Source organism: Streptomyces bambusae, from assembly GCF_020532645.1.
Lineage (GTDB): Bacteria > Actinomycetota > Actinomycetes > Streptomycetales > Streptomycetaceae > Streptomyces > Streptomyces bambusae.
Map to the genome: position 1 here is coordinate 99162 of NZ_JAJAUZ010000005.1, position 26339 is coordinate 125500.

A 26339-nucleotide genomic window follows, 5' to 3' on the forward strand; every position below is an offset into this window, starting at 1 on the left:
AGATGCCCCCGGCGGGGTTGGACCTGCCCCGTCAGAGCGCGCGCCGGGCCGCGGCGATTGCCTCCGGGTCCCAGCCGGGGCGGGGTACGGACTCCAGGAGGAGCCGGGTGTACGGGTGGCGGGGGGCGGCCAGGACCTCCTCGGTGGCGCCGCGTTCGACCACGGCCCCGTGGCGCATGACGACGACCTCGTCGGTGACGCAGCGGACGACGCCGAGGTCGTGGGTGATGAACAGGTAGCCGATGCCCGTCTGCTCGCGGATGTCGGCCAGCAGGTTGAGGATCTGGGCCTGGACCGACACGTCGAGGGCGGCGACGGCCTCGTCGAGGACGAGGACGGCCGGCTCGACGGCGAGCGCGCGGGCGATGGCCACCCGCTGGCGCTGGCCGCCGGAGAGCTGCCGGGGCCGTGCGTCGGCGGCCCGGCTGCCCAGACCCACCTGGTCGAGCAGTTCCCGTACCCGCGCGGTGTGGTCGCGGCCGGGGAAGTGCAGGGCGAGGGTTTCGCGAAGGGCGGCCGCGACGCCGGTGCGCGGGTCGAGGGAGAGGAAGGGGTCCTGGAAGACCATCTGGACCTCGCGGGCGCGGGCCAGCCGGGCGGCCCGGCCGCGGGCGGGCCCGGTCCGGGTCCGGCCGCGGACCAGGACCTCGCCCCCGTCGGCCTGTTCGAGGCCGGCGACGATCCGGGCGGTGGTGGTCTTGCCGGAACCCGACTCACCGACGATGCCCAGCGAGCCGCCCCCGGGAAGGACGAAGGACACGTCGTCGACGGCGCGGACGCCTCCGAAGTCCCGCCGCAGGCCGCGCACTTCCAGGAGGGCGGATGACGTGCTGTCCGCGGTGCTAGCGGGCATCGGCAGGGCTCCCTTCGAGCCGGTCGCTGTGGTGGCAGGCGGCCGTGTGGTCGGGCCCGCCGGGGGCCGCGGCGGGGGCCGGGGCCTGCCGGTCGCACACCTCGGTGGCGAGCGGGCAGCGGGCCGCGAACCCGCAGCCGGGCAGGGGTTTGCGCAGGTCGGGCGGCTGGCCGTCGATGGCGGCGAGCCGGCCGCGGGGGCCGTCCATCCGCGGCGTGGAGGCCAGCAGGGCGGCCGTGTACGGGTGCCGTGGGGCGGCGAACAGGGCCTGGGCCGGACCGGTTTCGACGATCCGGCCCGCGTACATGACGTAGACCCGGTCGCTGATGGCGGCGGCGAGGTCGAGGTCGTGGGTGACGAACAGCAGTCCGGTGCCGAAGTCCCGCCGCAGCCCCGCCAGCAGGGCGATGACCTCGGCCTGGCTGGTGACGTCCAGCGCGGTGGTGGGTTCGTCCGCGAGCAGCAGGACGGGGTCCCCCATGAGCGCGGCGGCGATCACGATGCGCTGGAGCATGCCGCCGGAGACCTGCGCCGGGTAGCGGCGCATCACGGACTCGTCCAGGCCCACGGCCCGCAGCAGGCGGCCGGCCCGGGCGGCGGCGTCGGCCCGGGTCAGGGCGCCGGTGAGGACGGCGCCCTCGGTGAGGAAGTCGCCGATCCTGCGCAGCGGGTTGACGGCGGCGCGCGGGTCCTGGAAGACCATGGCGGCCGTGCCGGCGCGTACGGTGCGCAGCTCGGCCGGGGTCATGGCGAGGACGTCGCGGCCGTCGACGCGGACCTCTCCGGCGGTGCCGGCGCCGGGTGGCAGCAGGCCGAGTGCGGTGCGGGACGTGAGGCTCTTGCCGGAGCCGGATTCGCCGACGAGGGCGACGGTCTCGCCGCGGGCGACGGCGAGGTCGACGCCGTCGACGACGGGCCGGGCGGTGCCGGGCAGGGTGATGCGCAGTCCCGCGATGTCGAGGGCGTTGCCGGGTGTGGTCATCGGTCTCTCCTGGCGACACGGTCGGCCCAGCGTTCGCCCACCACGTTGAAGGCGACCACGGTGAGGACGATGGCCGCGCAGGACAGGACCGCGGACAGCGGGTAGCCGTGCTGGATCGCGGTCTGCCCGTCGAAGACCATGCGGCCCCAGTCGGGGGTGAGCGCGGGGACGCCGAGGCCGAGGAAGGACAGGCCGGCGAGGTCCATCAGGGCGTAGCCGAAGTTGATGGTGGACTGGGCGAGGACGACGGGGGCGATGTTGGGGAGGACGTGGCGCAGGCAGATCTGGAGGGCGGAGTGACCCTGGACCCGGTAGGCGCTCACGTAGGGGCGTTCGCGTTCGGCGAGGACGAGCGAGCGGGTGAGGCGGCTGACGTACGGCAGGTAGGCGACAGCGAGTGCGAGGACGGGGGCGAGCAGGCCTTCGCCGTACACGGAGATGATGAGGATGGCCAGCAGCATGCCGGGGAAGGCGAAGACCAGCTCGGTGCTGCGGGACAGCAGGGTGTCGAGGCGGCCGCCGCGCCAGGCGGCGGCGGTGCCGATGGCGACTCCGGCGACGGTGGAGAAGACCACGACGCCGAGCGGGCCGAGCAGTGAGGTCCGGGCACCGAGCAGCAGCCGGGAGAGGGTGTCGCGGCCGGCTGCGTCGACGCCGAGCGGGTGTCCGGCAGAGGGTGCGGCGAGGGCGCTGCCGAGGTCGACGGCGTTGGGGTCGTGGGGCACCAGCCAGGGTGCGGCCACGGCGGCCAGGGTGACCAGGACGACGACGGCCAGGCAGAGGTGGTGGAGCGGGGAGCCCGCGGTGCGGATCCGGGCGAGGCCGGGCCGCCGGGTGAGGACGGCGGTCATGCGGCGGCTCCCCTGGTGCCGAGGGTGATCCGGGGGTCGACGAGCGGCAGCAGCAGGTCGACGATCAGGTTCACGGTCATGAACAGGGCGACGATGATCAGGGAGATGGCCTGCACGGTCGGGAAGTCCTTGGTGCTGGTGGACAGTTCGAGGAGCTGCCCGATGCCGCCGACGCTGAACGCGGTCTCCACGAGCACGGTGCACACCAGGAGGGTCGAGACGACGAGTCCGCCGGTGGTGAGCACGGTGCCGAGGGAGTTGCGGAACACGTGGCGCCGGATGACCTGGCGTTCGGGCACGCCGCGGCTGCGGGCGACGGTGACGTGCTCGCTGTCGAGGGCTTCGAGCATCGCGGAGCGGGTGACCCGGGCGAGCATGCCGATCAGGTAGAGGGCGAGGGCGATGGCGGGCAGGGTGAGGTGCCACACCTTGTCGGCGAAGCCTTCGCCGGCGCCGCTGCTGGGGAACCAGCCGAGCCGGACGGCGAACAGGCCCTGGAGCAGGACGGCCGCGACGAACGACGGGGTGCCGACGGCGAAGGTGGTGGCGACGAGCACCGCCGAGTCGGTCGCCCCGCCGCGGACCGCGGCCAGCCGGCCGAGGAACAGGCCGACGACGGCGACCACGAGGAGCGCCATGGCGACCAGCAGCAGGGTGGTCGGCAGCCGGTCGGCGAGCAGCCGGGAGACGTCGGTGCGATAGGTGAGGGAGCGCCCGAAGTCGCCCTGGAGCACGTCGCCGAGCCAGTGGCCGTACCGGACGAGGAAGGGGTCGTCGAGGTGGTACTGGGCCTTGACGGCGGCCAGCGCCTCGGGCGAGGCGGAGCGCCCCGCGAGGAGGAAGCTCGCCGGGTCGCCGGGGGCGAGGTAGAGGGCGCCGAAGACCACGAACGAGGCGGCGAACAGGGTGACCGCCATCTCCAGCAGCCGGCGGGCGGCGAATCCGGCGAAGCTCATCCGGCGGCCCCCACGTCGGCGGCCCACGGGTGGTACATGTAGGAGATGGTGGTGGGGGCGCCGGTGATCCGCTTGCCGAGGAAGACGGCGGTGGGCCACTCGGCGACGGGGATCCACAGCAGCTGCTCGGCCGCGCGGCGCTGCAGCTTCGCCTCGATCGCCAGCCGCTGCCGGGGGTCGTAGGCTGCGGTCGCCTCGTCGACGAGCCGGTCGTAGCCGGGGTCGCTGTAGCCGGCGAAGTTCAGGTACGCGCCGGTCTTGAAGTTGGTGAGCAGGTCGAGCGGGTCGGTGATCGAGTCGTAGTAGGTCAGCGGGAACATGTCGATGCCCTCGCGCGCCTGCGGGTCGGTGAACAGGGCGGTGAACGCGTTCGGAGCGATGGTCTTGAGCCGGATGTCCAGCCCGATCTGAGTACCGGCGGCCTGGACGGCGGTGGCGAGGAGGGAGACGTCCTGGCCGATGGAACTGGTGGCGACGGTGAGGGTCTTCCCGGTGGCGCCGGCCTCCTTGACAAGGGCGCGGGCCTTTTCGAGGTCCTGGCCGGTGGGCGGGAGACCGTCGAAGGCGGTCTTCAGGACGGGCTCGGGGGCGGCGGCCCAGGCGGCGCGGGTGGTGAGGGAGTTGGTGACGGTTCCGGCGCCGCCGAGACCGGCCTTGACGAAGCCGGAGCGGTCGAGGGCGAGGGACAGGGCGCGGCGGACCCGGACGTCGCCGAGCGCGCCGCGCATGTTGGTGACGTTGACGTTGACGGTGCTGAGGCCCTCGCCGAAGTAGAGGGTGCCGGCGCCGCTGCCGCGCAGCCGGGCGTAGCTCTCGGTGGGGATGAGGTAGCCGCCGTCGACCTCGCCGCTGAGCATGGCGTTGGTGCGGGCCGAGGGGTCGGTGAGGAAGCGGAAGACCGCCTTCTTGGCCTTGGCCTTGGTGCCCCAGTAGCCGGCGAAGCGCTTCAGTTCGATGGACTGGCCCTTGTTCCAGGTGCCGAGTTCGAACGGGCCGGTGCAGGCGAGGCCGCCGGAGGTGCCGTAGTCCTTGCCGGCCGCCTCGGTGCCGGCCTTGGAGGCGACGACGCCCGCGGCGGTGGCCATGTACTGCGGGAACTGCGAGTCCGGCTGTTTGAGGGTGACGGTGACCTGGAGCGGGCCGGTCTTGGTCACGGACTTCACGTTGCGGAAGACCTGTGCCCAGGCGGCGGCGTTGGCGGGGTCCGTCTGCCGGCGGAGGCTGTGGACGGCGTCGTCGGCGGTCAGCTCGCCGCCGTTGTGGAAGCGGACGCCGGGCCGCAGGTCGTAGACCCAGGTGGTGGGGTCCGGGTTGGACGCCTTGCGGGCGAGGCCGGGTTCGGTCTTGAGGTCCGGGGTCCAGCGCATCAGGGACTCGCACACGTTGGCCAGGACGGTGTTCTGCGGGTAGTCGAAGGCCATCGTGTAGTCGAGGGTGGGCGGCTCGGCGTACACGGCCCAGGTGAAGGAGTCGATTTCGCCGCGGGCCAGCGGGGTGGACGCGGAGAGCCGTACGTCGGTGAGGGCGGTGCCTGCGTCCCCGGGCGGGCCTGAGCAGGCCGCGAGGAGCGCGCAGGCGGCCAGGGCGGCGGCCGCGGTACGGGTGGGGCCGGACCGGTGCAGGGGGCGTCTGCGGGTGCGGGGCGGGAAGGTGGTCATCGTGGCGCTCTCTGTTCCGGGAGGGATGCGGGGAGGAGGAGCGGGGCGGACCGCCGGGGCGGTCCGCCGGGTACGCCGGGGTGACGGTGCGGGCGGGTGCGCGGTCAGCCGGTGGTGCGCGGCAGGGGGATCTGCTGGGTGATGCAGTGGACGCCGCCGCCGCCGAAGGCGATGGCGAGGGCGCGGACGCCGACGACCTTGCGGCCGGGGTGCGCGGAGGCGATCACGGCGAGGGCCGCTTCGTCCTGGGGCAGGCCGGCGACGGGGACCACGACACCGCCGTTGGCGATGTAGTAGTTGAGGTAGGACACCTCGATCTCGCCGCCGGCCAGGTCTGCGAACGCGGTCTGCGGGACGTCGATGATCTCCAGACGGCGTCCTCGGGCGTCGGTGCTGGCCTCCAGCACGGCCAGGTTGGCGCGCATCCGGACGTAGTCGGGGTGCGCCGGGTCGGCGGGGAGAGAGACGACGACGGTGCCGGGGGCGGCGAAGGCGCAGACGCCGTCCACGTGGCCGTCGGTCTCGGTGTCGAGGAGACCGCCGTACGGCAGCCAGATGATCTTCGTGACACCGAGCCGGGCCTTGAGTTCGGCCTCGATCTCCTCGCGGCCGAGGCCGGGGTTGCGGTTGGGGTGCAGGAGGCACTGCTCGGTGGTGATGAGGGTGCCTTCGCCGTCGACCGTGATCGCGCCGCCTTCGAGGACCATCTCGGAGGGGATGCGCTCGACGCCCAGGTGCTCCAGGAGGAGGGCGCTGATCCGGTCGTCGGCGTCCCACGGGTGGTGCTTGCCGCCCCAGGCGTTGAAGCGGAAGTCGACGGCGGCCCGGTTGCCGTCGCCGTCGAGGACGAACAGCGGCGCGGAGTCGCGGAACCAGGAGTCGTCGACGGGCATCTCGACGATGGTGATCCCGTCCCCGCAGTGGGCGCGGGCGTCGTTGCCGTGACCGGGCGGGGCGACCATGGTGACGGGCTCGAAGGCGGCGATGGCGCGGGCCACGTCCGCGTACTCCTCCTTGACCTCGGCGAGGACGCTGCCCCACAGGTCCTCGCGGGTGGGCCAGGCCATCAGGCAGCCCTCGTGCGCGGACCACTCGGCGGGCATACGGTAATCAGCCATCGGGTGTCTCATTTCTTGCGTTGGAAGAGTCTGACATTCGACTGAAATTTCAGTCAAGAGTCGGGGTGTGAATCGGCTCGCGGCGCGGACGGCCCGGAGAGGCGGCGGCGCCGGGTACGACTACGCCGGCGGGGCGGCCGGGTGCGACTGGGTGGCGCAGTGGATGCCGCCGCCCCCGCTCGCAATGTTGTCGATGGCGATCTGCACCACCTGCCGGTCCGGGTACGCGGCCTGCAGGATCGCGTACGCCACGCCGTCGGCGTACCCGTCGCCGAAATGCGGGGCGACGACGGCCCCGTTCGGCGTGTAGTAGTTGGTGTAGCTGGACAGGAACTCGGCTCCCCCGCCGCGGATGAACCGCTTGTCCGGGCCGGGGAGTTCGGTGATGGCCAGCCGCCGGCCGCGGGCGTCGGTGGCGCCCTCCAGGACCCGCTTCGTCTCCTCGTACACGGCGACCCACTTGGGGTCGGCGCCGGGACCGGGCCGGTCGAGGATGACCCGGCCGGGGGCGGTGAAGCGGGCCAGGCAGTCGATGTGGCAGTCGGTGATGTCCTGGCCTGCCAGGCCGGGCACCCAGATCACCTTGGCGATGCCGAGCGACGTCCGCAGCGCCTCGTCCACCTGCTGGAGGCTCATGCCGGGGTTGCGGTTGGGGTTGACCAGCGAACTGACCGTGGCCATCAGGGTGCCCTCGCCGTCGGTCTCCAGAGAGCCGCCCTCGCCGACGAATCCGGCCCGGATCCGCGGGACCTGGTACTCGTCGAGGAGGATGCCGGCCGCGGCGGCGTCGTTGGCGAAGGGCTGTGCGTACTTGGTGCCGGCCTTGCCCCACCCGTTGAAGCGGGTGTCCACGCCGGCGACGGCCCCCGGACCGGCCAGGAAGGTGGGGCCGAAGTCGCGTATCCACAGGTCGTCGACGGGGATCTCGATGACGTCGACGGCGTACCGGGCGCCGCGCCCGCAGAGGTGGCGGGCATCCGCGGCCTGACCGGGCCGGGCGAGCACCACGACCGGCTCGAACCGCGAGATCGTGTGGGCGACCTCGGCGATGTCGGAGCGCACCCGGTCGAGCGAGCGCTCCCAGACCGAGGAGAGCGCAGGCCAGGCCAGGTACGTGCGGACGTGGCGGTCGGTCTCCGCCGGCATGGTCAGCGCGGGTGCGGCGGCCGCCCGGGCCGGGGCGGCGGCGAGCGCCGGACCGAAGGCCGCCAGCGGCACGGCCGCCGCGCCGAGGCGGAGCATGCTGCGGCGGGAGGGGGTGGGGATGTCCATGGGGTCTCCGTCAGGGGAAGGAGCGGGGAACGATCGGCATCCTTCCGCTAACTGAAAATTCAGTCAAGATGTGAAACGATCTCGCCGACGACACGAAGCAGCGCCACCGTCCGGCGAACCGGCCCGGCCCGCACCCTTGTCGTACGGCCCGGGAGCCCTCCCCGGCCCGTCCCGCCGGTCCGCGATCGGAGCCCGCAGTGCCGAAGAAGTCCCCCGTCCGCCACGAACTCCTCGCTCCCGGCCTGGTGCTCCTCGCCGTCGTCGCGGTCATGGTCACCGGCGGCTGGCTGCAGTTCGGCGAGCGCCAGGCCCTGGACACCGTGTACACCGCCGGCCGGTCCGCCCCCGACCGGGTCGACGTACGGGCGACCGTGCAGCGGGTGGACGCCACCGCCCGGGAAATGGTGCTGCGCGTCCAGGTCACCCCGCGGGGCGCGCTGGCCGAGCCGGGCGGCGTCTCCCCGGTCGAGGACCTCACGCTGCAGACCTCGGCGGCGTCCCGGGGCGACCTCACGTACAAGGCCGGGCAGCGGATCTCCACGGTGGACGTTCCGGTGGCCCTCGTCAGCGGCTCGGTCATGGACTACCCGTTCGACTCCTACGAGACGTCCGTCGAGTTCGCCGCCGTGCTCGGCGGCGAGAGGGTGCCGGTCCAGGTCCGGCTGACCAACAACGACGTGCTGTTCTCGGCGGCGGTCGACACCGCCGAGGCGAACGGCGCCGCGGTCCTCGACCTCGGGCTGGCCCGCTCCAGCAGCGTCCTGGCCTTCGCACTGTTCATGATGGTCGCCATGTGGGCGCTCGCCGTGGCCGTCCTGATCGGCGGCTGGTACCTGGTCACCCGCCGCAAGGGCCTCACCTGGCCGGCCCTGGGCTGGATGGCCGCGACCCTGTTCGCCCTCGCCGCGTTCCGCAACACCGCGCCCGGCGGCCCTCCGATCGGCTGCCTGCTGGACTACCTGGCGTTCATCTGGGCCGAGTTCATCGTCGCCTTCTGCCTGATCACCGTGGTCGTCTCGGCCATCCGCGCCGAACCCCCGGCGGAGCCGGACCCTGCACCGGCCTCCTGACCGCGCCCCGGCCCGCAGGTCCAGAGGCTGCGGAGCGGGCGGCGGACGGCGGACGGGGGGCGGCTCCAGAGGCGGCCCGCAGGGGGCGGGGCGCGGCCGGTGCGTCTTCCCCCGTGCTCTTGCGGGCGTTCACCCGTTTGGGGGTACGGGGCCGGTGGGTAGTTCGGCGGGCGCTGCCCCGCGGACGGCCGGGGGCGGGGAGGGGGAGGCGCATGCGGGCGACGAGGGAGGGGCACGGGCCGGTACGGACCCGGGCGGCGCTCGACGGTCCGGGCGGCCCGCCGGCCCGTGCCTGGTGCGCGGCATCAGGGCGGGCGGGAGTGAGCCCGCGTACCGCCTCCGAAGCGCCCCCGGCAACTGCCGGTCCCGGTGCCCGGTGCGCGAGACCGTTGGCGCTGTCCACCACCACCCGCTGAGGAGATCCCGTGCCCGAAGGCTTCGGCGAGGCGCTCGCCGACCGGGAGTACTACGTGCCGCTGCCGTCCGCGGCCGATCCCGGGCCGCGCTTCGCACCCCGCGACGTGCCGCCGGGCATGCAGGGCGCCGCCCGGGGCATCTGGACGGTCTGGGGCGACACGCGGACCGGGCTCCCCGAGCAGGGCTGGAAGATCCACGTGTCGGCGCGGCTGGACCGGGCGCAGCACGTGCTCGACACGGTCGCCCGGATCTGCTTCTCGGAAGGCGTTCCGTTCAAGCACCTGAGCGCCCGGCTGTTCTTCCTGTTCCTCCACCACAAGCACGCCCCGCGGGCCCAGTCGGGCAAGTTCTGCGCCGTCTACCCGCCGGACCCGGCCACCGCCCGCCGGCTGCTGGAGCGCCTGCGTGACGCGCTCGACGGGGAGGAGGGTCCGTACGTCCTCACCGACCGGCGCTTCCGCGACTCGCGGACGGTCCACTACCGCTACGGCGCCTTCGGTGCCCGCAGCCGGCTGCTGGCCGACGGCACCCGGGAGCCGCTGGTGCGCGACGGCGCCGGGCGCGAGGTCGCGGACCTGCGGGTGCCCGCCTTCCACCTGCCCGCCGGGATCACGGACCCCTTCGCCGGGAAGGAGGAGGAGCCGCACGCGGGCCCCATCCTGATCCGCGACTACGAGGTGACCCGCGCGGTGCGCCTGGGCAACGCCGGCGGCACCTACCTGGCCCGGGACCGGCGCGACGGCCGCACCGTCTTCGTCAAGGAGGCCCGCGCCCACAACGGCCTGGTCTTCGACGGGACCGACGCGCAGCAGCGGCTGCGGCACGAGTACGAGGTGCTGCGCGCGCTGCACGCGGCCGCCCCCGGAGCGGCCCCCGAGCCCCTGGAGCACTTCACCGAGTGGGAGCACGACTTCCTCGTCACCGAGTACGTGGAGGGGCAGCCGCTGGTGGGCTGGCTGAGCCGGTCCTCCCCGCTGGCCCGCGCCGACCGCACGGCCGGGTCCGTCGCCGCGTACTACGGGGCGTGCCGGCAGCTGCTGGACGCGCTGGACGCCACGCTGGAGCGGGTGCACGCCGCCGGCTACCGGTTCGGGGACCTCAGCCTCGGCAACATCATGGTCACGCCGCCGGGCGGGGTCCGGCTGGTGGACTTCGAGGCGGCCTCGGCGCTGTCCGCGGCGCCCTCCGGGATGGGCACCCCGGGGTTCACACCGCCGCCCGGCCTGCTGCGGACCGGCACGGATCCGTTCCTGCAGGATCGTTACGGCATGGCGGCCGTCGCGTTCGCCTTCCTGGCGCCGTTCCAGGAGACCGCGGAACACGCCCCCGGCAACCTGGCGCTGCTGCGCCGCGACCTGGCGGACGTGGCCCCGCCGCAGGACCTGTGGCAGCGGGCGACCGCATTCCACCCGACGGCGGGCCGGCCGCAGGACCCGGACGGTCCCGGCCGCCTGCCCTCGCCCGCCGAGCTGGACGCCGATCCGCGCGGCAGCCTCACCCGGCTGGCCGGTGAGGTGGCCGCGGGCCTGCTGGAAACGGCCGACCCCGACCGGCCCGACTGGGCCTTCCCGCCCTCGCCCGATGCGTTCCGCACGAACACCGTGTGCCTGGCCTACGGCACGGCCGGGGTGGTGCACGCCCTGCAGCGTGCCGGGACCGCGGTGCCGGAGGAGATCCGCGCCCGGCTGCGCCGCGACACGCTGGCGCAGCGCCACGCGCTGCCCCCGGGCCTGCTCGTCGGCTCGGCCGGCATCGCCCGGACCCTGGCCGGCCTCGGCCTGCCGGACGAGGCGGCCGACCTGCTCGGGGCCGCCGACGCCCACCCGCTCACCGCCTCCTGCGCCACGCTGGCGGGCGGGCGCGCCGGGGTCGGCCTGGGCTGGCTGGCCCTGCACCGGCTCACCGGGGAGGGCAGCCACCTGGAGCGGGCCGCCGCGGCCGGGGAGGCCCTGCTGCACATCCCCGACCTGCAGGCCGGCCTCGGCGAGCACGACGCCCGCGGTCTGCTGCACGGCCGCTCGGGGCTCGCCCTCTTCCTCCACCGCCTGGCCGGCGCCACCGGCGAGGCCCGCTACCGGGAGGCGGGCCGCCGGCTGCTGCACCAGGAGCTGGACCGGACCTTCCCGCTGGACGACGGCGCCCTGTCCGTCTCCGACAACGCGCGCCTCACCCGCGCCATGCCGTACCTGGCCACGGGCGCGGCCGGGGTCGCGGCAGTGCTCACCCGCTACGTGGCCACCGCGCCGGACGAGCGGTGCGCCGAGGCGCTGCCGCGGCTGGTCGCCGGCATCCGGGTCTCGTGCACCACGAAGGAGGCCGGCCTGTACCGGGGGCTGGCCGGCCTGACCTGGTGCCTGACCGGGCACGCCGAGCTCACCGGCACCGACGCCGACCGCCGGGACGCCGTACGCGCCGCCACCGGTCTGCTGAAGTACGCCGTCCCGTACCGGCGCGGGGTCCGCTTCCTCGGCGCGGGCTCGCAGCGCTTCACCGCCGACCTGTCCAGCGGCGGGGCCGGAGTCCTGCTGGCCCTCCACCGCCTGCTGTCCGGCCCGCTCCTGACCGAGCCCCACCCGGGCTCCCACGAACCCCTGGGCACGGCGGCATTCAGCCCCGTGCCGAGGCCTGCCTGACCAGACCGGACCACCCACCCACAGAAGAGAGGCAGTACACCGATGACCCAGATCCTCGCGCTCCAGGAACTCGACACCGAGCCGGAGTCCGCCGTCCTTCCCCCCTGCTTCAGCGTCTCCTGGAGCATCAGCGACATCTTCCCCGAGCCGATGTAACGAGCCCGCACCCCGCGAGGGGCCGGGCCCGGTGGCACCACCACCGGGCCCGGCCCTGCGCCGTTCAGCGCACCCGGCCCCGCGGCTTCAGGTGTGCCGGCGGGAGGGCCGGGGCCGGGATCGGGGCGCCGTCGTAGCCTTTGACCTCGCCGAAGCGGGTGCCGTTCGTCCAGTCCTCGCGGGCCTGGGCGATCTCCTCGTGGGAGCGGCCGATCCAGTTCCAGAACATGACCAGTTCCTCTTCGAACGGTTCGCCGCCCAGGAGCATCACGGAGGCGGGGCCGTCGGTGCGGAGGGGGAGGTCGGGGCGGCCGCAGCCGAGGTAGAGCATCGAGCCGGGGTGGACGGGGACGCCGTCCACGTGGGCCTCGCCCGACATGCCGAGGACGGCGTACTCGAAGTCGGGCTCCAGCGGGAGGCGGGTGTCCGCGCCGGCGGCCAGGGTGATGTCGGCACCGACGATCGGGGTGTAGGCGTCACCCGGAGAGGTGGTGCCGTCGAGGCTGCCGAGGATGACGGTCGCGTCCAGGCCGGGCGCGGTGACGCGCGGCAGGTCGGCGTGGTGCCGGAAGTGCGGCTCGATGTGGCGGTGGGTGTCCGGCAGGGCCACCCACAGCTGCGCGCCGTGCAGGTAGCGGGCGTGCGGGCGGGGGCTCTCCTCCGAGTGGCTGATCCCCCGCCCGGAGGTCATCAGGCCCAGCTCGCGGGGACGTACGGTCTGGAGACTGCCGGTGCTGTCGCGGTGCAGCACCTCTCCCTCGTGCAGCCAGCTGACGGTCTGGAGGCCCATGTGCGGGTGCGGGGGCACCTGCATGCCGGGCTCGTCGGCGATGTCGTCCGGGCCGTAGTGGTCGACGAAGCACCAGGCGCCCACCATTCGGCGGCCGAGATTGGGGAGCAGCCTGCGGACCTCGGAGGATTCGCCCAGCTTGACCTGGCGCGGGGTGAGGAGTTCGCGTACGGGTTCGGCGACGACGAAGCCCCGGCCGCCGCACACGGAGAGCGCGGCCTGGCGATCGAGATTGCTCATGGCGACAACCTAGTGCTGTGGGTGCCGTTGCGGGGCCCGGGCGGCACCGCGGCCAGTTCGTGGAATTTTCAACTTCATCGTGCGGTTGACGCGTCCGAACGGCCCGCAACGGACGGGCCGCCGGCCGGAAGGGCGCCATGAGCGAGCGTACGACGTACTACGAGCACGGGACGGCAGCCGAGCGCTGGGCGCGGGCCCGGCTCTTCTTCGACGCGAAGGAGTACGCGACGGCAGCGAAGGTGCTCGACGGGCTGGCGGCGGAGGCGCCCGAGCAGCTGGCGACGCGGCTGCTGCTGGCCCGCGCCTACTACCACTCGGCGCAGCTGCGGAAGGCGGAGGCCGAGCTGCGGGGCATCCTGGAGCGGTGGCCTGTGGAGGACTACGCCCGGCTGATGCTCGGGCGGACCCTGGAGCGGCAGGGCCGGGCGGCGGAGGCCGCGCCGCACCTGCGGATCGCCGCCGCGATGGCGGGCGAGCTGCCGGGCGAGTGAGCAGTGCGGGGTCCGGGGTTCCGCCCCGGACCCCGCACCCCGGCCGGCGGGGCTGCGAAGTGCCGGGCCGGGGCCCGGCTCGGATAGCCTGGGCGGCACGATGACTGGCACCACTGAGAACCGTTTCACGACGCCGTGGGGTGAGTTCGGCCTCGGCCGCTACCCCGAGGACCCCCGCGACCGGCTGCGCGCCTGGGACGCCGCCGACGAGTACCTGCTGCGGCACCTCGCCGGGGAGGTGGGGGACGGCGGGCCGGTGCCGCAGGACGGCCGGCAGGTCACCGTGCTGGGTGACCGCTGGGGCGCCCTGACCTGCGCCCTCGCCGCGCGCGGCGGGGCGGCCGGGCTCACCCAGATCACCGACTCGTACCTCACCCACCAGGCCACCCGAGCCAACCTCGCGCGCGCCGGGGTGCCCGCGGCCGCGGTCCGGCTGCTGACCACGCAGGACGCCCCGCCGGAGCGGATCGACCTGCTGGTGGTCCGGGTGCCCAAGAGCCTGGCCCTGCTGGAGGACCAGCTGCACCGGCTGGCCCCGCACGTGCACGCGGACACCGTCGTGGTGGGCACCGGCATGGTCAAGGAGATCCACACCTCGACGCTGAAGCTGTTCGAGCAGATCCTCGGCCCGACCCGGACCTCCCTCGCGGTCCGCAAGGCCCGGCTGATCTTCTGCACGCCGGAAGGCGCCGCCGACCGCGCCGCCGGGCCGGGCGCGGGCTCCTGGCCGCTCACGTACACGCTCGACGGGGACGAGGGCGCGGCGGCCGGGCTCACGGTGACCAGCCACGCGGGCGTGTTCTGCGCCGACCGGCTCGACGTCGGCACCCGGTTCTTCCTCGGCCACCTGCCGCACGAGGCCGGCCGGGCCCGGATCGCGGACCTCGGCTGCGGCAACGGTGTGGTCGGCACCGCGGTGGCGCGCGCCAACCCGGCCGCCGAGCTGGTGTTCACCGACGAGTCGTACCAGGCGGTGGCCTCCGCCGAGGCGACGTTCCGGGCGAACCTGCCGTTCGGCGCGGCCGAGTTCCTCGTCGGCGACGGGCTGGCCGGGGTGCCGGAGGGCTCGCTGGACCTCGTGCTGAACAACCCGCCGTTCCACTCGCACCAGGCGATGACGGACACCACGGCGTGGCGGATGTTCACCCAGTCGCGGCGGGCGCTGCGGCCCGGCGGCGAGCTGTGGGTGGTCGGGAACCGGCACCTCGGATACCACCTGAAGCTGCGGCGTCTGTTCGGGAACTGCGAACTGGTCGCCGGGGACCCGAAGTTCGTGGTCCTGCGGGCCGTGAAGCGGCGCTGATCGCACACCGCACCCCACCTGCTCCACCCCCTGGAACCTCCCGCCGCCCGGCGGGAGGTTTCCTTTTGACTCTGAATTGGGTCACAAGACCTAGATTTATGGGTCAGGCGACCTATAGTTGCCGCATGACCCTGATCACCGATGCCCTGCACCACGACCCGGCCGGTCCCGTGCTGATCGCCGGCGGCTACGGCACCGTCGGCGCCGAACTCGCCCGGCTGGCCGCCGCCGACCGGCTCCCGGTCCTGCTCACCGGGCGGACCCCCGAGCGCGGCGCGGCGCTGGCCGACGAGCTGGGCGGCGCCGTGCGCCGCTGGGACCTTGCGGCTCCCGAGCCGTTCCGGGCCGGCGTACGGGCGGTCGTGGGCGCGGTGAACGACCCGGCGGACCGGGTGCTGCGCGCGGCCGTCGCGGGGGCGGTGCCGTACGTGGACATCACCCGCTGGACCTCGCGGCTGCAGCGCGCCCTCGGGGTGGCTGCCGCGCTGCGGCCCGCCGCGCCCGTGCTGCTGTCGTCGGCGTGGATGGGCGGGGTGAGCGCCCTGGTGGCGGCGGCGCTGGCGGACCGGCTGGGCGGGGCCGACCGGGTGGAGACGGCCGTCCGCTGGGACCTCGCGGACCGGGCGGGGGCCGATTCGGTGGAGTTCATGGACCGGCTCGGTGTGCCGTTCGAGGTGGTCGAAGCCGGGCGGACCCGGCTCGCGGTGCCGCTGGGCGACGTGCGGACGGTGCTGGTGGGCGGGGAGCGGACGCGGGTGGCGCGGATCGACACGCCGGAGCAGTTCACGCTGCCGTTCACCCTCGGGGCGGGGACGGCCGCCACCCGGATCGGATTCAGCTCGGCGGCCGCGACCTCGGCGCTGCTGGCGGTGGGCCGGACCGGGTTCTTCCGGTGGGGCGGCGGGGAGCGGTGGGCCGGGGCGCGGCGGTCGCTGCTGTACTCCCCCGGCGACGGCGGCACGGCCCGGCTGCGGGTCGACGTGGCACGGGCCGGGCGGGAGCTGACGGCCACGGTCACCGATCCGCGGGGGCAGGCCCGGCTCACGGCGGTCGGTGCGCTGCTGGGGCTGCGGCGGGTGCTGGGTGCGGACGGGGCGGCGGCACCGGACGGGGTGAGCTTCCCCGAGCTGACTCCGCTGCCGGGCGGGGTGCCGGGGGCACTGGCCGCGCTGGGCGTGGAACTGGCGGTGTCCGGAGACGGTGCCGGTGCCGGTGCCGGTGCGGGGGTCGCCGCGTGAGTGCGCCGACGCCGAAGGGCAGCCGGCGGCGGGCCGAGCTGCTGGATGCGGCGGAGCGGGTGCTGGCGGCCGGCGGCGGGGCCGAGCTGACCATGCGGGCGGTGGCGGGCGAGGCGGGGGTGCGGCTCGGGCACCTCCAGTACTACTTCCCGGGCCGGCCGGACCTGCTGGCCGCACTCCTGGAGCGGGTGCTGACGGGGGCGCTGGAGCGGGTCGCCGCGCTGGCCGGGGCGGACGCAGAGCAGCGGCCCGCGGCCGGGGACGTACTGGACGCCGTACTGCTGGCCGATCACGACGATCCGCGCCTGGTGCGGGTGTTCACGGAGATCTGGGCCATGGCGGCGCGGGAGGAGCCCGCCGCCGCGGCCGTGCGGGGCTTCTACGACGCGTACGCCGGGCATGTCGCGGAGTACATCGCGCGGGGGGCGCCGGGGGTGCCGGCGTCGGTGTGCCGGGCTCGGGCGGAGACGCTGGTGATGCTGGTGGAAGGGGCGGCGCTGATGCGGTCCGGGGTTGCGGGGGTCCGGTCGGCGGCGACGGATGCGGAGGTGCGGAGGGTGGCGCTGTCCCTGCTGGCGCCGGGGTGACCCTGCGGAGGCTTTTCCCCTGCCCGCCCCTTCCCGAACCGGGGCTCCGCCCCGGACCCCGGTCCTCAAACGCCGGACCGGCTGGAAAGCTGGCTTCCGTCCCGGACCCCGGTCCTCAAGCGCCGGACGGGCTGGGAGGCGGGCTTCCGCCCCGGACCCCGGTCCTCAAACGCCGGACCGGCTGGAGGCGGGCTTGCGTCCCGGGGCCGGCGGGCATGCGCCGGAGGGGTCTGGGCAGGGAAAAGGCGTTGCCGTGGGCTCCGTTGGCGGGAGACGCTTCCCGCATGTCCACGATCACGAACGAATCCTCCCGCGGCGTCTCCGACCTGTTCCGCGACGGACGCCTCCAGGCGATCCCCCGCCGGCCCGCCCGCCGCGAGCAGTTGCTCGACCACCTGGCCGAGACCCTGTTCGAGCCGGGCCGTTCGTACACGGAGTCCGAGGTCAACCACGCCCTGCGGACGGTGCACGAGGACTGTTCCGCCCTGCGCCGCTACCTGGTGATCGGCGGGCAGCTGTCGCGCACCAGGGACGGGAGCGCCTACCGGCGTGCCGACCGGGCGGCCGGATGATCCGGCCGCCCGGCGGCGGGCCGTCCGCGAGGGCCCCTTTCCCGGCGCGGACGTGGCCCGGTTACGGGTTGGTCAGACCCAGGGTGTAGGAGCCGGAGCCGCTGTAGGCGTCCACCACGTAGCGGTAGTAGCCCGCGGTGCCGGTGTAGCGGATGTCCTCGTTGGCGGTCTCGTTGCCGGAGACGGCGACGTCCACCCAGCCCGCGCCGTTCCACTTCTGCAGGTAGAGGTCGAAGTCCGCGCCGGCCGGGCCGCGCAGGCAGCCGAGGTGGCTGCCGGAGACGGACGAGTAGTAGTACGAGCCGTCGGGCTGGGCCTGGGCCTGGCCGGAGGCCAGCGTGCCCTGGTAGGTGAACTCGGCGTTGGCGCAGCCGGTGGGCGGGGTGGTGGTGCCGACCGTCAGGCTGTACGTGACGGTGTGGGTGGCGGAACCGGTGCCCTTGACGGTGATCGGGTAGGTGCCGTTCGCCGTGCCCGCCGCGACCGCGACGGTCATGGTGGCGGAGCTGCCGGAGGTCACCGAGGACGGGCTGAAGGAGACGGTGACGCCGCTCGGCTGGCCGCTCGCGGACAGCTGCACGGTCTGTGCGCTGCCGCCGGTGGTGCTGGTGTTCACCGTGGCGGTGACGGAGGCGCCCGCCTGGACCGAGCCGGCGGCCGGGTTCAGTGCGAGGGAGAAGTCCGGCGTGGTGGTGCCGCCGCAGTCGGTCTCACCGGACTGGGCGGGGACCCGGACGGCGTCCCAGGCGGTCTTGACGGCCTGGCACTCGGCGCTGCCGTAGGTGTTCTTGGCGCTGGCCAGGGTGGCCTTGCGGGCGGCCGGGTGGTTCCAGCCGGAGGTCTTGGCGAGCAGGGCGCCCATGAAGATCTTGCCGGCCTTCTGGATGCCGATGCCCGTCACCGACGAGGGACCGCCGGCGCATATCGGGCTGGCGGGCTTGCCGCCGCCCGGGTTCGAGCCCTCGGCGAGCAGGTAGAACCAGTGGTTCTGCGGGCCGGCCGCCGCGTGCACCTCGGTGCCGGAGGTGAGCTGGTTGTAGCAGTTGGGGTCGTTGTTCGCGAGCGACGGGTTGTACATGTACCGGATCGGCTTGTTGTCGCCGAGGAAGTTCAGCTTCTCGCCGACCGTGTAGTCCGGGGTGTCGTTGGGGTTGTTGGCGTAGTGCTCGGTCAGGGCGCCGAAGATGTCCCCGGTGGACTCGTTCATCCCCCCGTTCTCGTTGCTGGATCCGGCGCTGCCCGGGGTCTTGTCGAAGATCTCGTGGCCGTACTCGTGCGCCACGACGTCGATGCCGGTCAGCTGGTTGGTCTGGTTCTGGTTGCGGCCGTACGTGGTCTTGGTGCCGTCGTAGTAGGCGTTGACCTCGGACAGGCCGGCGCGGGCCGGGACCATGCCGCCCTGGCCGTTGACGCCGTTGTAGCCGAGCCAGTTCTTCAGCATGTCGGACTCGCGCTGGGCCGCGTACATGATGTCGACGCAGGCGGTCACGAGGTCGTTGGCGCCGCCGTTGCCCCAGGGCGAGGAACCGGTGTAGGCGCTGCCGTTCTGGCCGCCGCACTTGAAGCCGCCGCGGCTGGTGTCCGTCATGGAGGTCGCGGCGGTGTCGATGGTGACGTTGCCGTTGTGGTGGCCGCGGCCGTCGGCGTGCATGACCTTGTCGGTGGACCGGGCCACCTTGCCGGTACGGGCGTCGACGAAGGTGTCAAGGACGCTGGGTGCGTTCCCGGCCGTCCGGCCGCTGACCGTGGTGCGCCAGGTGAGGACCGCCTTGCCGCCCTTGAGGAGCACCGTCAGGCGGGGTGCGCTCGCGCTCTCCACCCGGGCGAGCTGCTTGCGGGCGGTGGCCAGGGCGGCGGCCCTGGAGACCTTGGCGGTGGTGCCGGTGCGGATGGCGGGGGCGGCGGCCGCGGTGACGTTGCGGACCCTGCCCTTGCTGTCGCTGAGCACGACCGCGTCGCCGCCGACGACCGGAAGGCCGCGGTAGGTGCGCTCGTACGAGGCGTAGTAGAGGCCGTTCGACCAGGGGGTCACCCCGGTGCGCACGAGGTCCTCGTCGGCGCCGTGCCGCAGGCCGTCGAGGCCGCTGGCGGCCGCCTGGTCGGCGGCGGCGAGGGCGAGCGACCTGCCCTGCTGGGGAGGCACGGGGCTGCTGCTCGGCGCGGCTGCCGATGCGGTGCCGGCGAGGGTGCCGGCGAGGCTCGCGGTCAGCGCGAGTGCCGCCACGGTCGCCGTCAGTCGGGTGGACTGCACGTCTGCTCCGTTCGTGGGGGGAGACGGATGTTTCGCGCCGAGTATGGATGTGAACATGACGTGTCAGGGACATCTCATCGGTCATAACGCGCGGGTTATGGTGCCGCCGCCGAACGGGCCGTACGCTGCCCGAATGCAGCTGGAGTTGAGGCACTTGGAGGCGGTCTGCACGATCGCGGAGGCGGGCAGTCTCGGCCGCGCGGCCCAGCGCCTGGGGGTCTCCCAGCCCGCGCTCTCGGCCCAGCTCCGCCGCATCGAACGGGTCACCGGCGGGGAGCTGTTCGCCCGCGGCCGTGGTGGCGTACAGCCCACTCCGCTCGGCGAGTTCGTCCTCTCCAAGGCCCGCCGGGTCCTGGGCGAAATGGACGAACTGGTCGCAGGCGCCCGGGCCGTGGCCACCGACACCCCGCTGCGCCTGGGCTGCATCCTGCTCGTCCTGATCGACGGACTGCTGGCACAGCTCGACCAGGTGACGGGGGGTCAGGACGTGGCGATCGGCCTGGAGAACTCGGCGACCGCACTCAGCCGGATGCTCGGCGCCGGACAGTACGACGTCATCGCGTTCGGCGAGGTCAACGATCACGAAGTGCCGCTGCCGGCCGGGGCGGCGGCCCGTACGCTCGTCCAGAAGGAGCCGTTCTGCGTGCGCATGTCGGCGGCCCACCCGCTGGCCGGCCGCGACCGGATCGACCTCGCCGAGCTGGCGGACGAACCGTGGATGACGCTCGTCGAGGACGACGACGGCGGCCCCGAGGCACTCGTCGAGGCCTGCGCGAAGGCCGGGTTCACTCCGTCACTGCGCTACCGGATCACCGACCGCAAGATGCACTACGACCTCATCGCCGCGGGCCGCGCGGTCTCGCTCAGCCAGCCCACCGCGCAGGCCGCACCGGGCACCGTGATGGTGCCGCTGGCCGGCGATCCGGTCACCGGCCGGATCCGGCTGGCGTGGAACCGCTCCGCGGTCTCCGCCCGCCAGGCCGACCTGCTGTACCGCGCCGCCGCCCGCGCCTACCTCGCGAACATCGGCAACAACGCCTTCCACCAGGCCTGGTGGGACGCCCGACCGGAACTCCACCCGGTCCTCGACTGACACGGCGCCGCCCCGGCGGCCGTACGGCTGCCGGGGCGGCGGCAAAGTGCCCCAGGGGGCTGCCCCTAGAAGTTGCCGTAGTTGACCTGCCAGGTCGGCAAGCCCATCCGGCGCCAGACCGCGACCACCCGGTCCCGGTCGTCCAGCGACACCCGGACCGCGAACCGGTTCCGGACGTGCGCGTCGAACAGCTCCGCCTTCACGATGTCGTCGCTGCGCCCGTCGCCCGCCGCGCGCATCCACAGCTCGTCGTACACGACCTCGTGCCTGCGCAGCCACGCCTCGGTCTGCGGGCGGTGCTCCTCGCTGCGCCCGGACAACAGCACGACGGTGTCGCCGTCGGCCCGCCGGAAGGCGTCGAGGGCCTGCTTGACCGGCGGGTTCAGGAGGTCCAGCTCGCAGCGGGTGAAGTCGTACGGGCCGCGGTCCCCGCGCAGCGCGAGGGTGCCGTCGATGTCGCACAGCACCGCCGACGGCAGCGCCGGGTCGGCCGTGTACGGCTCGGCGGACGGCCGGTCGTTGAACCAGTCGCCGGTGAGCCGCCAGCCGCCGCGCCGGGACTTCGCGTGCTTGTCCGCCAGGATCCGGATGATCTCCTCGCCGACGCCGGGCTCCCGGGCCGCGTCGCGCGCCACGCACTCCTCCACCGGCACGTCGGTGAAGTCGTGCACCACGAAGGTGGCGTCCAGGCCGGTGACGGCGGCCTTGAGGCGCTTGGGGATGTGCGGGGTCAGGTGGGTGTTGTCGACGACCACGTCGAAGCCGTCCTCGACGGCCGCCCGGACCGCCGCGTCCTGTACGGCGAGCACGGTCTGCTCGTGGCCGTGGGAACGCTCCCCGCGCGCGGCGGGCAGGTCCATCATGGCCCGCAGGTCGTCGAGGTTGATCCGGCGCATCCGGCCCCCGGACTCCTCCTGGAGCCGCCGGGCCGCGGTGGTCTTGCCCGAGGCGGGCAGCCCGGTCATCACGTGTACGAAGGGCACGGGGTCAGTTCTCCTCATCGGTGGTGAAGGGGTCGGAGGCCTCCGGCCGCACCGAGCGCCAGACCAGGAGCTCGGTCGGGCGCCCGTCGAGGCGCAGGAAGACGGCGGCCCGGACGCCGCGGTCCGGCAGCGCCTTGGCGGCCCGGGCGAACGCGGCCCGGTCGGCGGCGAGCGGGGCGAGCGAGCGGTAGGCCTCGTCGATGGCCGCCTCGCGGAGCGCGGCCGCCTCCTCCATCGCCTCGATCCGCTCGCGCACCCAGGCGTCGAACTCGTCGGGGACCTGCTCCAGGAGGGCGTCGAGCGGCTTGCCGCCGGAGGCCTGGACGTCGGCGACGGAGCAGCCGATGCCTTGCGCGACCTGCCGGGCGGGCAGGCCGGCGAACCGCTGGATGCCGTGGCTGCGCCAGATGTCCCGCTCGGTGACGCCGGTGAGCACCTTGTGCAGCCGTACGTACTCGGAGAACTTGGCCTTGGCCCGGACCCCGGAGGCGAAGCGCAGCACGAAGCCCTCGGCGTCGGTGCCGGTGGCCGCGGTGCCGCCCGGCCGGGTGTCGGTCGCGGTGAGGGCGAGCAGGTCGGCCAGCGGCATGGCGGGCCACACGGTGACGACCGAGCCGATGCCCGCCCAGGCGGGCGCCGCGCGCTCCAGCGGCACCTCGGTGCCGGCCGCGCCGAAGGCGGCGAGCAGCACCAGGTCCCGGCGGTCGCCGTAGTCGACGACGATACGGTTCTGCGGGTACAGGATCTCGGCGAGGTAGGTGGTGCCGGGGACCAGGGCGGCGGTGTCCGCGGCGTCCAGGCGGCGCTGCGCCCAGGTCGCCTGTTCGCTGGTGAAGGACCCCTTGGACGCCACCTGCCAGCGGCCGGCGTAGTGGAAGACCACGGCGAGGCTGCCGTCGACCTTGTCGTAGACCTCGAACGGCTCGTCCGGCAGGGCGGGGGCGTACGGCTGCCCCGACTCGTGCTCGCCGACGTTGAAGAACTTGGGCAGCGGCAGCGCCACGACCGCGCCGGTCTCGTCGTCGGCGACGAGTCCCCGGCACCGGGTGGTGACGGTGTTCCAGATGCGCTCGTACTGGCACACCCGCGTGTAGGTGTACAGCGACAGCGGCAGTTCGGGGTGCCGTTTGCGGACGACGTGTCCGGCGTCGAGGGCCTGCGCGAGCTCCTGCTGCGGCATCAGGTCGTGAAGAGTCAGGCGGTCCTGGCTCATGGGGTCCTCCCGTGGGTGATGCGCCATTCTCACGTGCGGGAGCGGCCTGCCGGTACCCATTTACGGGGCCGGCAGGCCCAAGAGTCGCAGGTCACGGCCGGTGGCGCCAAGCCGGGAGGGGCGGGGTCAGCCGCTGCCGTCGCGGTACGCCTCCAGCAGCCGGAGCCAGACCTCGCTGACGGTGGGGAAGGCGGGGACGGCGTGCCACAGCCGGGCGAGGGGGACTTCGCCGGCGACGGCGACGGTGGCCGAGTGCAGGAGCTCGCCGGTGCCGGGGCCGACGAAGGTGGCGCCGAGCACCACTTCGCGGTCGAGGTCGACGACCATGCGGGCCTTGCCGCGGTAGCCGTGGGCGTACAGGCCGGCGCCGGTGACGGCACCGAGGTCGTGGTCGACGGCCCGGGCCCGGTGTCCGGCCCGTTCGGCTTCGGCGAGCGTCAGGCCGACGGACGCGGCCTCCGGGTCGGTGAACACCACCTGCGGGCGGGCGGCGTGGTCGGCGGTCGCCGCGTGGGCGCCCCAGGGGGTGGTGTCGGGTGCGGTGCCGGCGGCCCGGGCGGCGATGGCCGCGCCGGCGATCCGGGCCTGGTACTTCCCTTGATGGGTCATCAGGGCGCGGTGGTTGGCGTCGCCGACGGCGTACAGCCAGTCGGTGCCGTCGACGCGGCAGCTCTCGTCGACGGGGAGCCAGGCGGCGGGGGCGAGACCGACGGTGTCGAGGCCGATGTCCTCGGTCCGGGGGGCGCGTCCGGTGGCGAAGAGCACCTCGTCGGCGCCGATCATCTCGCCGCCTTGGAGGACCACGGTGACGGGTCCGGTGCTGCCGTCGCGGACCAGCGCCTCGACGGTCACGCCGGTACGGATCGCCACCCCGGCCTCGCGCAGGCCGTCGGCGACGAGTTCGCCGGCGAACGGCTCCATGCGGGGCAGCAGCTGCGGGCCCCGGACGAGCAGGGTGACGCGGGCTCCGAGGGCCTGCCAGGCGGTGGCCATCTCGACGGCTACGACCGAGCCGCCGACGATCGCGAGCCGGCCGGGGACGTGCTGGGAGCTGGTGGCCTCGCGACTGGTCCAGGGCCGGGCGGCGGGCACCCCGGGCAGGTCGGGGAGGACGGCGCGGCTGCCGGTGGCGAGGACCACGGCGTGCCGGGCGACCAGGACGTGGTGGTCGCCCTCGGGGCTGGTGACGGTGATCTTCTTCTCGCCGTAGAGGCGGCCGTGGCCGCGGTAGACGTGCGCTCCGATGGAGGCGAGCCAGTCCACCTGGCCGTCGTCCTTCCAGTGCCCGGTCCACCAGTCGCGGTGGGCGAGCACGGCGGGTGCATCCAGCCTGCCCTGCACGGCCGGGGCCAGGCCCGGGACCCGGCGGGCATCGGCGCGGGCGAGGGCGGGGCGCAGCAGGGCCTTGCTGGGCACGCAGGCCCAATAGGAGCACTCGCCCCCGATCAGCTCGGCTTCCACCAGTGCGGTGCTCAGCCCCGCGGCGCGGGTCCGGTCGACGACGTTCTCGCCCGCCGGCCCCCCGCCCAGGACGACGACGTCGTACTCCACGGCTTCGGTCATGGGGACAGTCTCGGGGAACGGGCGGGCGGGTGCACCCGGGTCAGGCGCCCGCGGCGCCGGCGCCGCGTGCCTCGGCGATCTTCGCGCGGACCTCGTCCATGTCCAGGGCGCGGGCCTGGCCGATGACGTCCTCCAGGAGGGTCTCGGGCAGTGCGCCGGGCTGGGCGAACACGGCCACCTGGTCCCGGATGATCATCAGGGTGGGGATGGAACGGATCTCGAAGGCGGCGGCCAGCTCCTGCTGGGCCTCGGTGTCGACCTTGCCGAAGACCAGGTCGGGGTGGGTTTCGGAGGCCTTCTCGAAGACCGGGGCGAACTGCCGGCAGGGACCGCACCAGGACGCCCAGAAGTCGATCAGCACGAATTCGTTCTCGCTGACGATCTGGTCGAAGTTGTCCTTGGTGAGTTCAACGGTGGCCATGGCGTGGTCCCTCTTTCGTCGTGTGCGGCGCTTTCCTCGGGTGCGGGCAGCCGTCCGCCTCAACGGTGGTCCGGTCCCGGCTATTCCGGTCCCTTCAGAACGGGTACCCGGCGGGCTCGCTCCTGACCGTGGTCCAGCGGAGTTCCGTGAACGCGTCGAGGTTGGCCTCGCCGCCGAAGCGGGCGCCGGTGCCGGAGGCGGCGACCCCGCCGAAGGGCGCCACGGCCTCGTCGCCCACCGTCTGGTCGTTGATGTGGGCGATGCCGGTGGGGATGCGGTCGGCGAGGTCGAGGCCGCGGGCGGTGTCCCGGGTGACGATGCCGAGGGAGAGTCCGTACGGGCCGGCGGCGGCGAGCGCGGCGGCCTCGTCGAGGGTGCGGAAGGAGCGGACGGGGGCGACGGGGCCGAAGACCTCCTCGGCGTAGGCGGGGGTGTTGTCGTCGGCGCCGGCGAGGACGGTGGGGCGGTAGTGGAGGTCGCGGTGGGTGCCGCCGGCCACGAGCTTGGCCCCGGCGGCGGTGCTCGCCTCGACGAGGGCGTGGACGCGGTCGCGCTGGGCGGCGTCGATCAGCGGGCCGAGGTGCACCTGCTCGCGGTACGGGTCGCCTACCGCGAGGGCTTCGGCGCGGGCGGCGAGGGCCTCCACGTAGGCGTCGTAGCGGGATTCGTGGACCAGGTGGCGGCCGGCGGTCATGCAGATCTGGCCCTGGTGGAAGAAGGAGCCCCAGGCGGCGAGGCCGACGGCCGCCTCGACGTCCGCGTCGTCGAGGACGACGAGCGCCGAGTTGCCGCCCAGTTCAAGGTGGGCCCGCTTGAGGGCGCGGCCGGCGGCCTCGCCGACGGTCCGGCCGGTGGCGGTGGAGCCGGTGAACGAGACGACGCGGACCCGGGGTTCGGCGACCAGGGCGCGGCCGGTCTCGGCGCCGCCGGGCAGGACGTGCAGGAGGCCGTCGGGGAGGCCGGCCGCGGTGAACACGGCGGCGAGGGCGAGTCCGCCGCAGACGGCGGTGCGGGCATCGGGCTTGAGGAGGGCCGCGTTGCCGAGGGCCAGGGCCGGGGCGACCGAGCGGACGGCGAGGATCAGCGGGGCGTTGAAGGGGGCTATGACGCCGACGAGCCCGGCGGGCACCCGGCGGGTGTACGAGAGGCGGGGGGCCTCGCTGGGCAGTACCTGGCCGGTGGGGCGGGAGGCGAGGGCGGCGGCCTCGTAGCACTCCTGGGCGGCCACGTGCAGTTCGAAGGCGGCCTTGCCGGGGATGGAACCGGATTCGCGGACCAGCCAGGTGGTGAGTTCCCCGGCGTGCTCGGTGAACAGGTCGCCGGCCCGGCGCAGGACGGCGGCGCGCTCGGTGTGCGGGGTGCGGGCCCAGGTGTGCTGGGCGGCCTCGGCGCGGGCGGCGGCGGTGGCGACGTCGGCGGGGGCGGCGAGGCGGATCTCGGCGAGCGCGTCGCCGGTGGCGGGCTCGGTGACCGGGGCGGTGCCGCCGGTGCCGGGGTGGCCGTCCTGCCAGGTCGTCGGGTCGAGCAGCGGCATGGGGTGCGCCTCCGGTCTGGGCGGGCCCGGCGGGGGCCGGGATCGCGCGCCATGCTAACGAGCCGGCCCCTTCAAATCTGTTCAGTTATTGGGC

22 protein-coding genes are annotated in these 26339 nt (G+C 74.2%); 8 read left to right on the forward strand and 14 right to left on the reverse strand.

Going from position 1 to position 26339, the window contains the following annotated elements; translation table 11 throughout:
* Nucleotides 1-31 precede the first annotated feature (31 nt).
* From LG634_RS05470 to LG634_RS05500, 7 genes are all read right to left on the reverse strand, one after another.
* On the reverse strand, nt 32-853 hold the full coding sequence (locus tag LG634_RS05470) for an ABC transporter ATP-binding protein (protein WP_226732464.1): 822 nt from the start codon (nt 851-853) through the stop codon (nt 32-34).
* Complete coding sequence (locus tag LG634_RS05475) at nt 843-1835, reverse strand: ABC transporter ATP-binding protein (protein ID WP_226732465.1); 993 nt, start codon at nt 1833-1835, stop codon at nt 843-845. Before LG634_RS05475 ends, LG634_RS05470 begins: the two co-directional genes overlap by 11 nt.
* Complete coding sequence (locus LG634_RS05480) at nt 1832-2686, reverse strand: ABC transporter permease (RefSeq protein ID WP_226732466.1); 855 nt, start codon at nt 2684-2686, stop codon at nt 1832-1834. Before LG634_RS05480 ends, LG634_RS05475 begins: the two co-directional genes overlap by 4 nt.
* On the reverse strand, nt 2683-3642 hold the full coding sequence (locus LG634_RS05485) for an ABC transporter permease (protein WP_226732467.1): 960 nt from the start codon (nt 3640-3642) through the stop codon (nt 2683-2685). Before LG634_RS05485 ends, LG634_RS05480 begins: the two co-directional genes overlap by 4 nt.
* The gene (locus tag LG634_RS05490) at nt 3639-5300 is read right to left on the reverse strand and encodes an ABC transporter substrate-binding protein (protein WP_226732468.1); all 1662 of its coding nucleotides are present in this window, start codon (nt 5298-5300) and stop codon (nt 3639-3641) included. The genes LG634_RS05485 and LG634_RS05490 overlap by 4 nt, the downstream gene beginning before the upstream one ends.
* Nucleotides 5301-5404: 104 nt before the next feature.
* Nucleotides 5405-6418 (reverse strand): agmatine deiminase family protein, encoded by a 1014-nt coding sequence (locus tag LG634_RS05495; protein ID WP_226732469.1) that lies wholly within the window; start codon nt 6416-6418, stop codon nt 5405-5407.
* Between the two features lie 120 nt (nt 6419-6538).
* Nucleotides 6539-7690, reverse strand: a complete 1152-nt coding sequence (locus LG634_RS05500; RefSeq protein WP_226732470.1) for an agmatine deiminase family protein — start codon at nt 7688-7690, stop codon at nt 6539-6541.
* Nucleotides 7691-7887: 197 nt separating this feature from the next.
* Here LG634_RS05500 and LG634_RS05505 point away from each other — a divergent pair, with 197 nt between their 5' ends.
* Complete coding sequence (locus LG634_RS05505; RefSeq protein ID WP_308072294.1) at nt 7888-8760, forward strand: DUF4436 family protein; 873 nt, start codon at nt 7888-7890, stop codon at nt 8758-8760.
* A 425-nt stretch (nt 8761-9185) separates the two neighbouring features.
* Nucleotides 9186-11810, forward strand: coding sequence for a class III lanthionine synthetase LanKC (gene lanKC, locus LG634_RS05510; RefSeq protein WP_226732471.1), 2625 nt, complete (start codon nt 9186-9188; stop codon nt 11808-11810).
* 220 nt (nt 11811-12030) lie between these two features.
* Here lanKC and LG634_RS05515 read toward each other — a convergent pair whose 3' ends face one another.
* Entirely contained in the window at nt 12031-12996 is a 966-nt protein-coding gene (locus LG634_RS05515) for a pirin family protein (RefSeq protein ID WP_226732472.1), read from the reverse strand.
* 137 nt (nt 12997-13133) lie between these two features.
* Between LG634_RS05515 and LG634_RS05520 the strand changes: the two genes are divergently transcribed.
* From LG634_RS05520 to LG634_RS05540, 5 genes are all read left to right on the forward strand, one after another.
* Nucleotides 13134-13487: a tetratricopeptide repeat protein gene (locus LG634_RS05520; protein WP_226732473.1), complete on the forward strand. Its 354-nt coding sequence runs from the start codon at nt 13134-13136 to the stop codon at nt 13485-13487.
* Nucleotides 13488-13587: 100 nt separating this feature from the next.
* Nucleotides 13588-14790, forward strand: coding sequence for a methyltransferase (locus LG634_RS05525; RefSeq protein ID WP_226732474.1), 1203 nt, complete (start codon nt 13588-13590; stop codon nt 14788-14790).
* A 125-nt stretch (nt 14791-14915) separates the two neighbouring features.
* Nucleotides 14916-16028, forward strand: a complete 1113-nt coding sequence (locus LG634_RS05530) for a saccharopine dehydrogenase family protein (protein WP_226732475.1) — start codon at nt 14916-14918, stop codon at nt 16026-16028.
* A complete protein-coding gene (locus tag LG634_RS05535) occupies nt 16025-16615 on the forward strand; it encodes a TetR/AcrR family transcriptional regulator (protein WP_226732476.1) in 591 nt (196 codons plus the stop codon). The genes LG634_RS05530 and LG634_RS05535 overlap by 4 nt, the downstream gene beginning before the upstream one ends.
* 284 nt (nt 16616-16899) lie before the next feature.
* Entirely contained in the window at nt 16900-17187 is a 288-nt protein-coding gene (locus tag LG634_RS05540; RefSeq protein ID WP_226732477.1) for a DUF2087 domain-containing protein, read from the forward strand.
* 61 nt (nt 17188-17248) lie between these two features.
* Here the strand turns inward: LG634_RS05540 and LG634_RS05545 are convergent, their stop codons facing one another.
* Nucleotides 17249-19438: a M4 family metallopeptidase gene (locus LG634_RS05545; protein WP_308072296.1), complete on the reverse strand. Its 2190-nt coding sequence runs from the start codon at nt 19436-19438 to the stop codon at nt 17249-17251.
* A 133-nt stretch (nt 19439-19571) separates the two neighbouring features.
* Here LG634_RS05545 and LG634_RS05550 point away from each other — a divergent pair, with 133 nt between their 5' ends.
* Nucleotides 19572-20531: a LysR family transcriptional regulator gene (locus tag LG634_RS05550; RefSeq protein ID WP_226732478.1), complete on the forward strand. Its 960-nt coding sequence runs from the start codon at nt 19572-19574 to the stop codon at nt 20529-20531.
* Nucleotides 20532-20596: 65 nt separating this feature from the next.
* Here the strand turns inward: LG634_RS05550 and LG634_RS05555 are convergent, their stop codons facing one another.
* The 5 genes from LG634_RS05555 to LG634_RS05575 form a co-directional block, all read right to left on the reverse strand.
* Nucleotides 20597-21514: a phosphatase domain-containing protein gene (locus LG634_RS05555; RefSeq protein ID WP_308072298.1), complete on the reverse strand. Its 918-nt coding sequence runs from the start codon at nt 21512-21514 to the stop codon at nt 20597-20599.
* Nucleotides 21515-21518: 4 nt separating this feature from the next.
* Complete coding sequence (locus LG634_RS05560; protein ID WP_226732480.1) at nt 21519-22727, reverse strand: RNA ligase; 1209 nt, start codon at nt 22725-22727, stop codon at nt 21519-21521.
* A 126-nt stretch (nt 22728-22853) separates the two neighbouring features.
* Nucleotides 22854-24290, reverse strand: coding sequence for a dihydrolipoyl dehydrogenase family protein (locus LG634_RS05565; protein ID WP_226732481.1), 1437 nt, complete (start codon nt 24288-24290; stop codon nt 22854-22856).
* A 40-nt stretch (nt 24291-24330) separates the two neighbouring features.
* The gene (gene trxA, locus LG634_RS05570; protein WP_226732482.1) at nt 24331-24774 is read right to left on the reverse strand and encodes a thioredoxin; all 444 of its coding nucleotides are present in this window, start codon (nt 24772-24774) and stop codon (nt 24331-24333) included.
* Between the two features lie 31 nt (nt 24775-24805).
* Nucleotides 24806-26245, reverse strand: coding sequence for an aldehyde dehydrogenase family protein (locus LG634_RS05575; protein WP_226732483.1), 1440 nt, complete (start codon nt 26243-26245; stop codon nt 24806-24808).
* Nucleotides 26246-26339: the final 94 nt, after the last annotated feature.

Bases quoted from the DNA above. Each gene is read 5' to 3' on its own strand.
- LG634_RS05525 (WP_226732474.1), top strand. From the start codon at position 13,588: ATGACTGGCACCACTGAGAACCGTTTCACGACGCCGTGGGGTGAGTTC.
- LG634_RS05475 (WP_226732465.1), bottom strand. From the start codon at position 1,835: ATGACCACACCCGGCAACGCCCTCGACATCGCGGGACTGCGCATCACC.
- LG634_RS05515 (WP_226732472.1), bottom strand. From the start codon at position 12,996: ATGAGCAATCTCGATCGCCAGGCCGCGCTCTCCGTGTGCGGCGGCCGG.
- LG634_RS05550 (WP_226732478.1), top strand. From the start codon at position 19,572: ATGCAGCTGGAGTTGAGGCACTTGGAGGCGGTCTGCACGATCGCGGAG.
- LG634_RS05490 (WP_226732468.1), bottom strand. From the start codon at position 5,300: ATGACCACCTTCCCGCCCCGCACCCGCAGACGCCCCCTGCACCGGTCC.
- LG634_RS05500 (WP_226732470.1), bottom strand. From the start codon at position 7,690: ATGGACATCCCCACCCCCTCCCGCCGCAGCATGCTCCGCCTCGGCGCG.
- LG634_RS05485 (WP_226732467.1), bottom strand. From the start codon at position 3,642: ATGAGCTTCGCCGGATTCGCCGCCCGCCGGCTGCTGGAGATGGCGGTC.
- LG634_RS05520 (WP_226732473.1), top strand. From the start codon at position 13,134: ATGAGCGAGCGTACGACGTACTACGAGCACGGGACGGCAGCCGAGCGC.
- LG634_RS05530 (WP_226732475.1), top strand. From the start codon at position 14,916: ATGACCCTGATCACCGATGCCCTGCACCACGACCCGGCCGGTCCCGTG.
- LG634_RS05575 (WP_226732483.1), bottom strand. From the start codon at position 26,245: ATGCCGCTGCTCGACCCGACGACCTGGCAGGACGGCCACCCCGGCACC.
- LG634_RS05480 (WP_226732466.1), bottom strand. From the start codon at position 2,686: ATGACCGCCGTCCTCACCCGGCGGCCCGGCCTCGCCCGGATCCGCACC.
- LG634_RS05565 (WP_226732481.1), bottom strand. From the start codon at position 24,290: ATGACCGAAGCCGTGGAGTACGACGTCGTCGTCCTGGGCGGGGGGCCG.
- LG634_RS05495 (WP_226732469.1), bottom strand. From the start codon at position 6,418: ATGGCTGATTACCGTATGCCCGCCGAGTGGTCCGCGCACGAGGGCTGC.
- LG634_RS05470 (WP_226732464.1), bottom strand. From the start codon at position 853: ATGCCCGCTAGCACCGCGGACAGCACGTCATCCGCCCTCCTGGAAGTG.
- LG634_RS05540 (WP_226732477.1), top strand. From the start codon at position 16,900: ATGTCCACGATCACGAACGAATCCTCCCGCGGCGTCTCCGACCTGTTC.
- LG634_RS05560 (WP_226732480.1), bottom strand. From the start codon at position 22,727: ATGAGCCAGGACCGCCTGACTCTTCACGACCTGATGCCGCAGCAGGAG.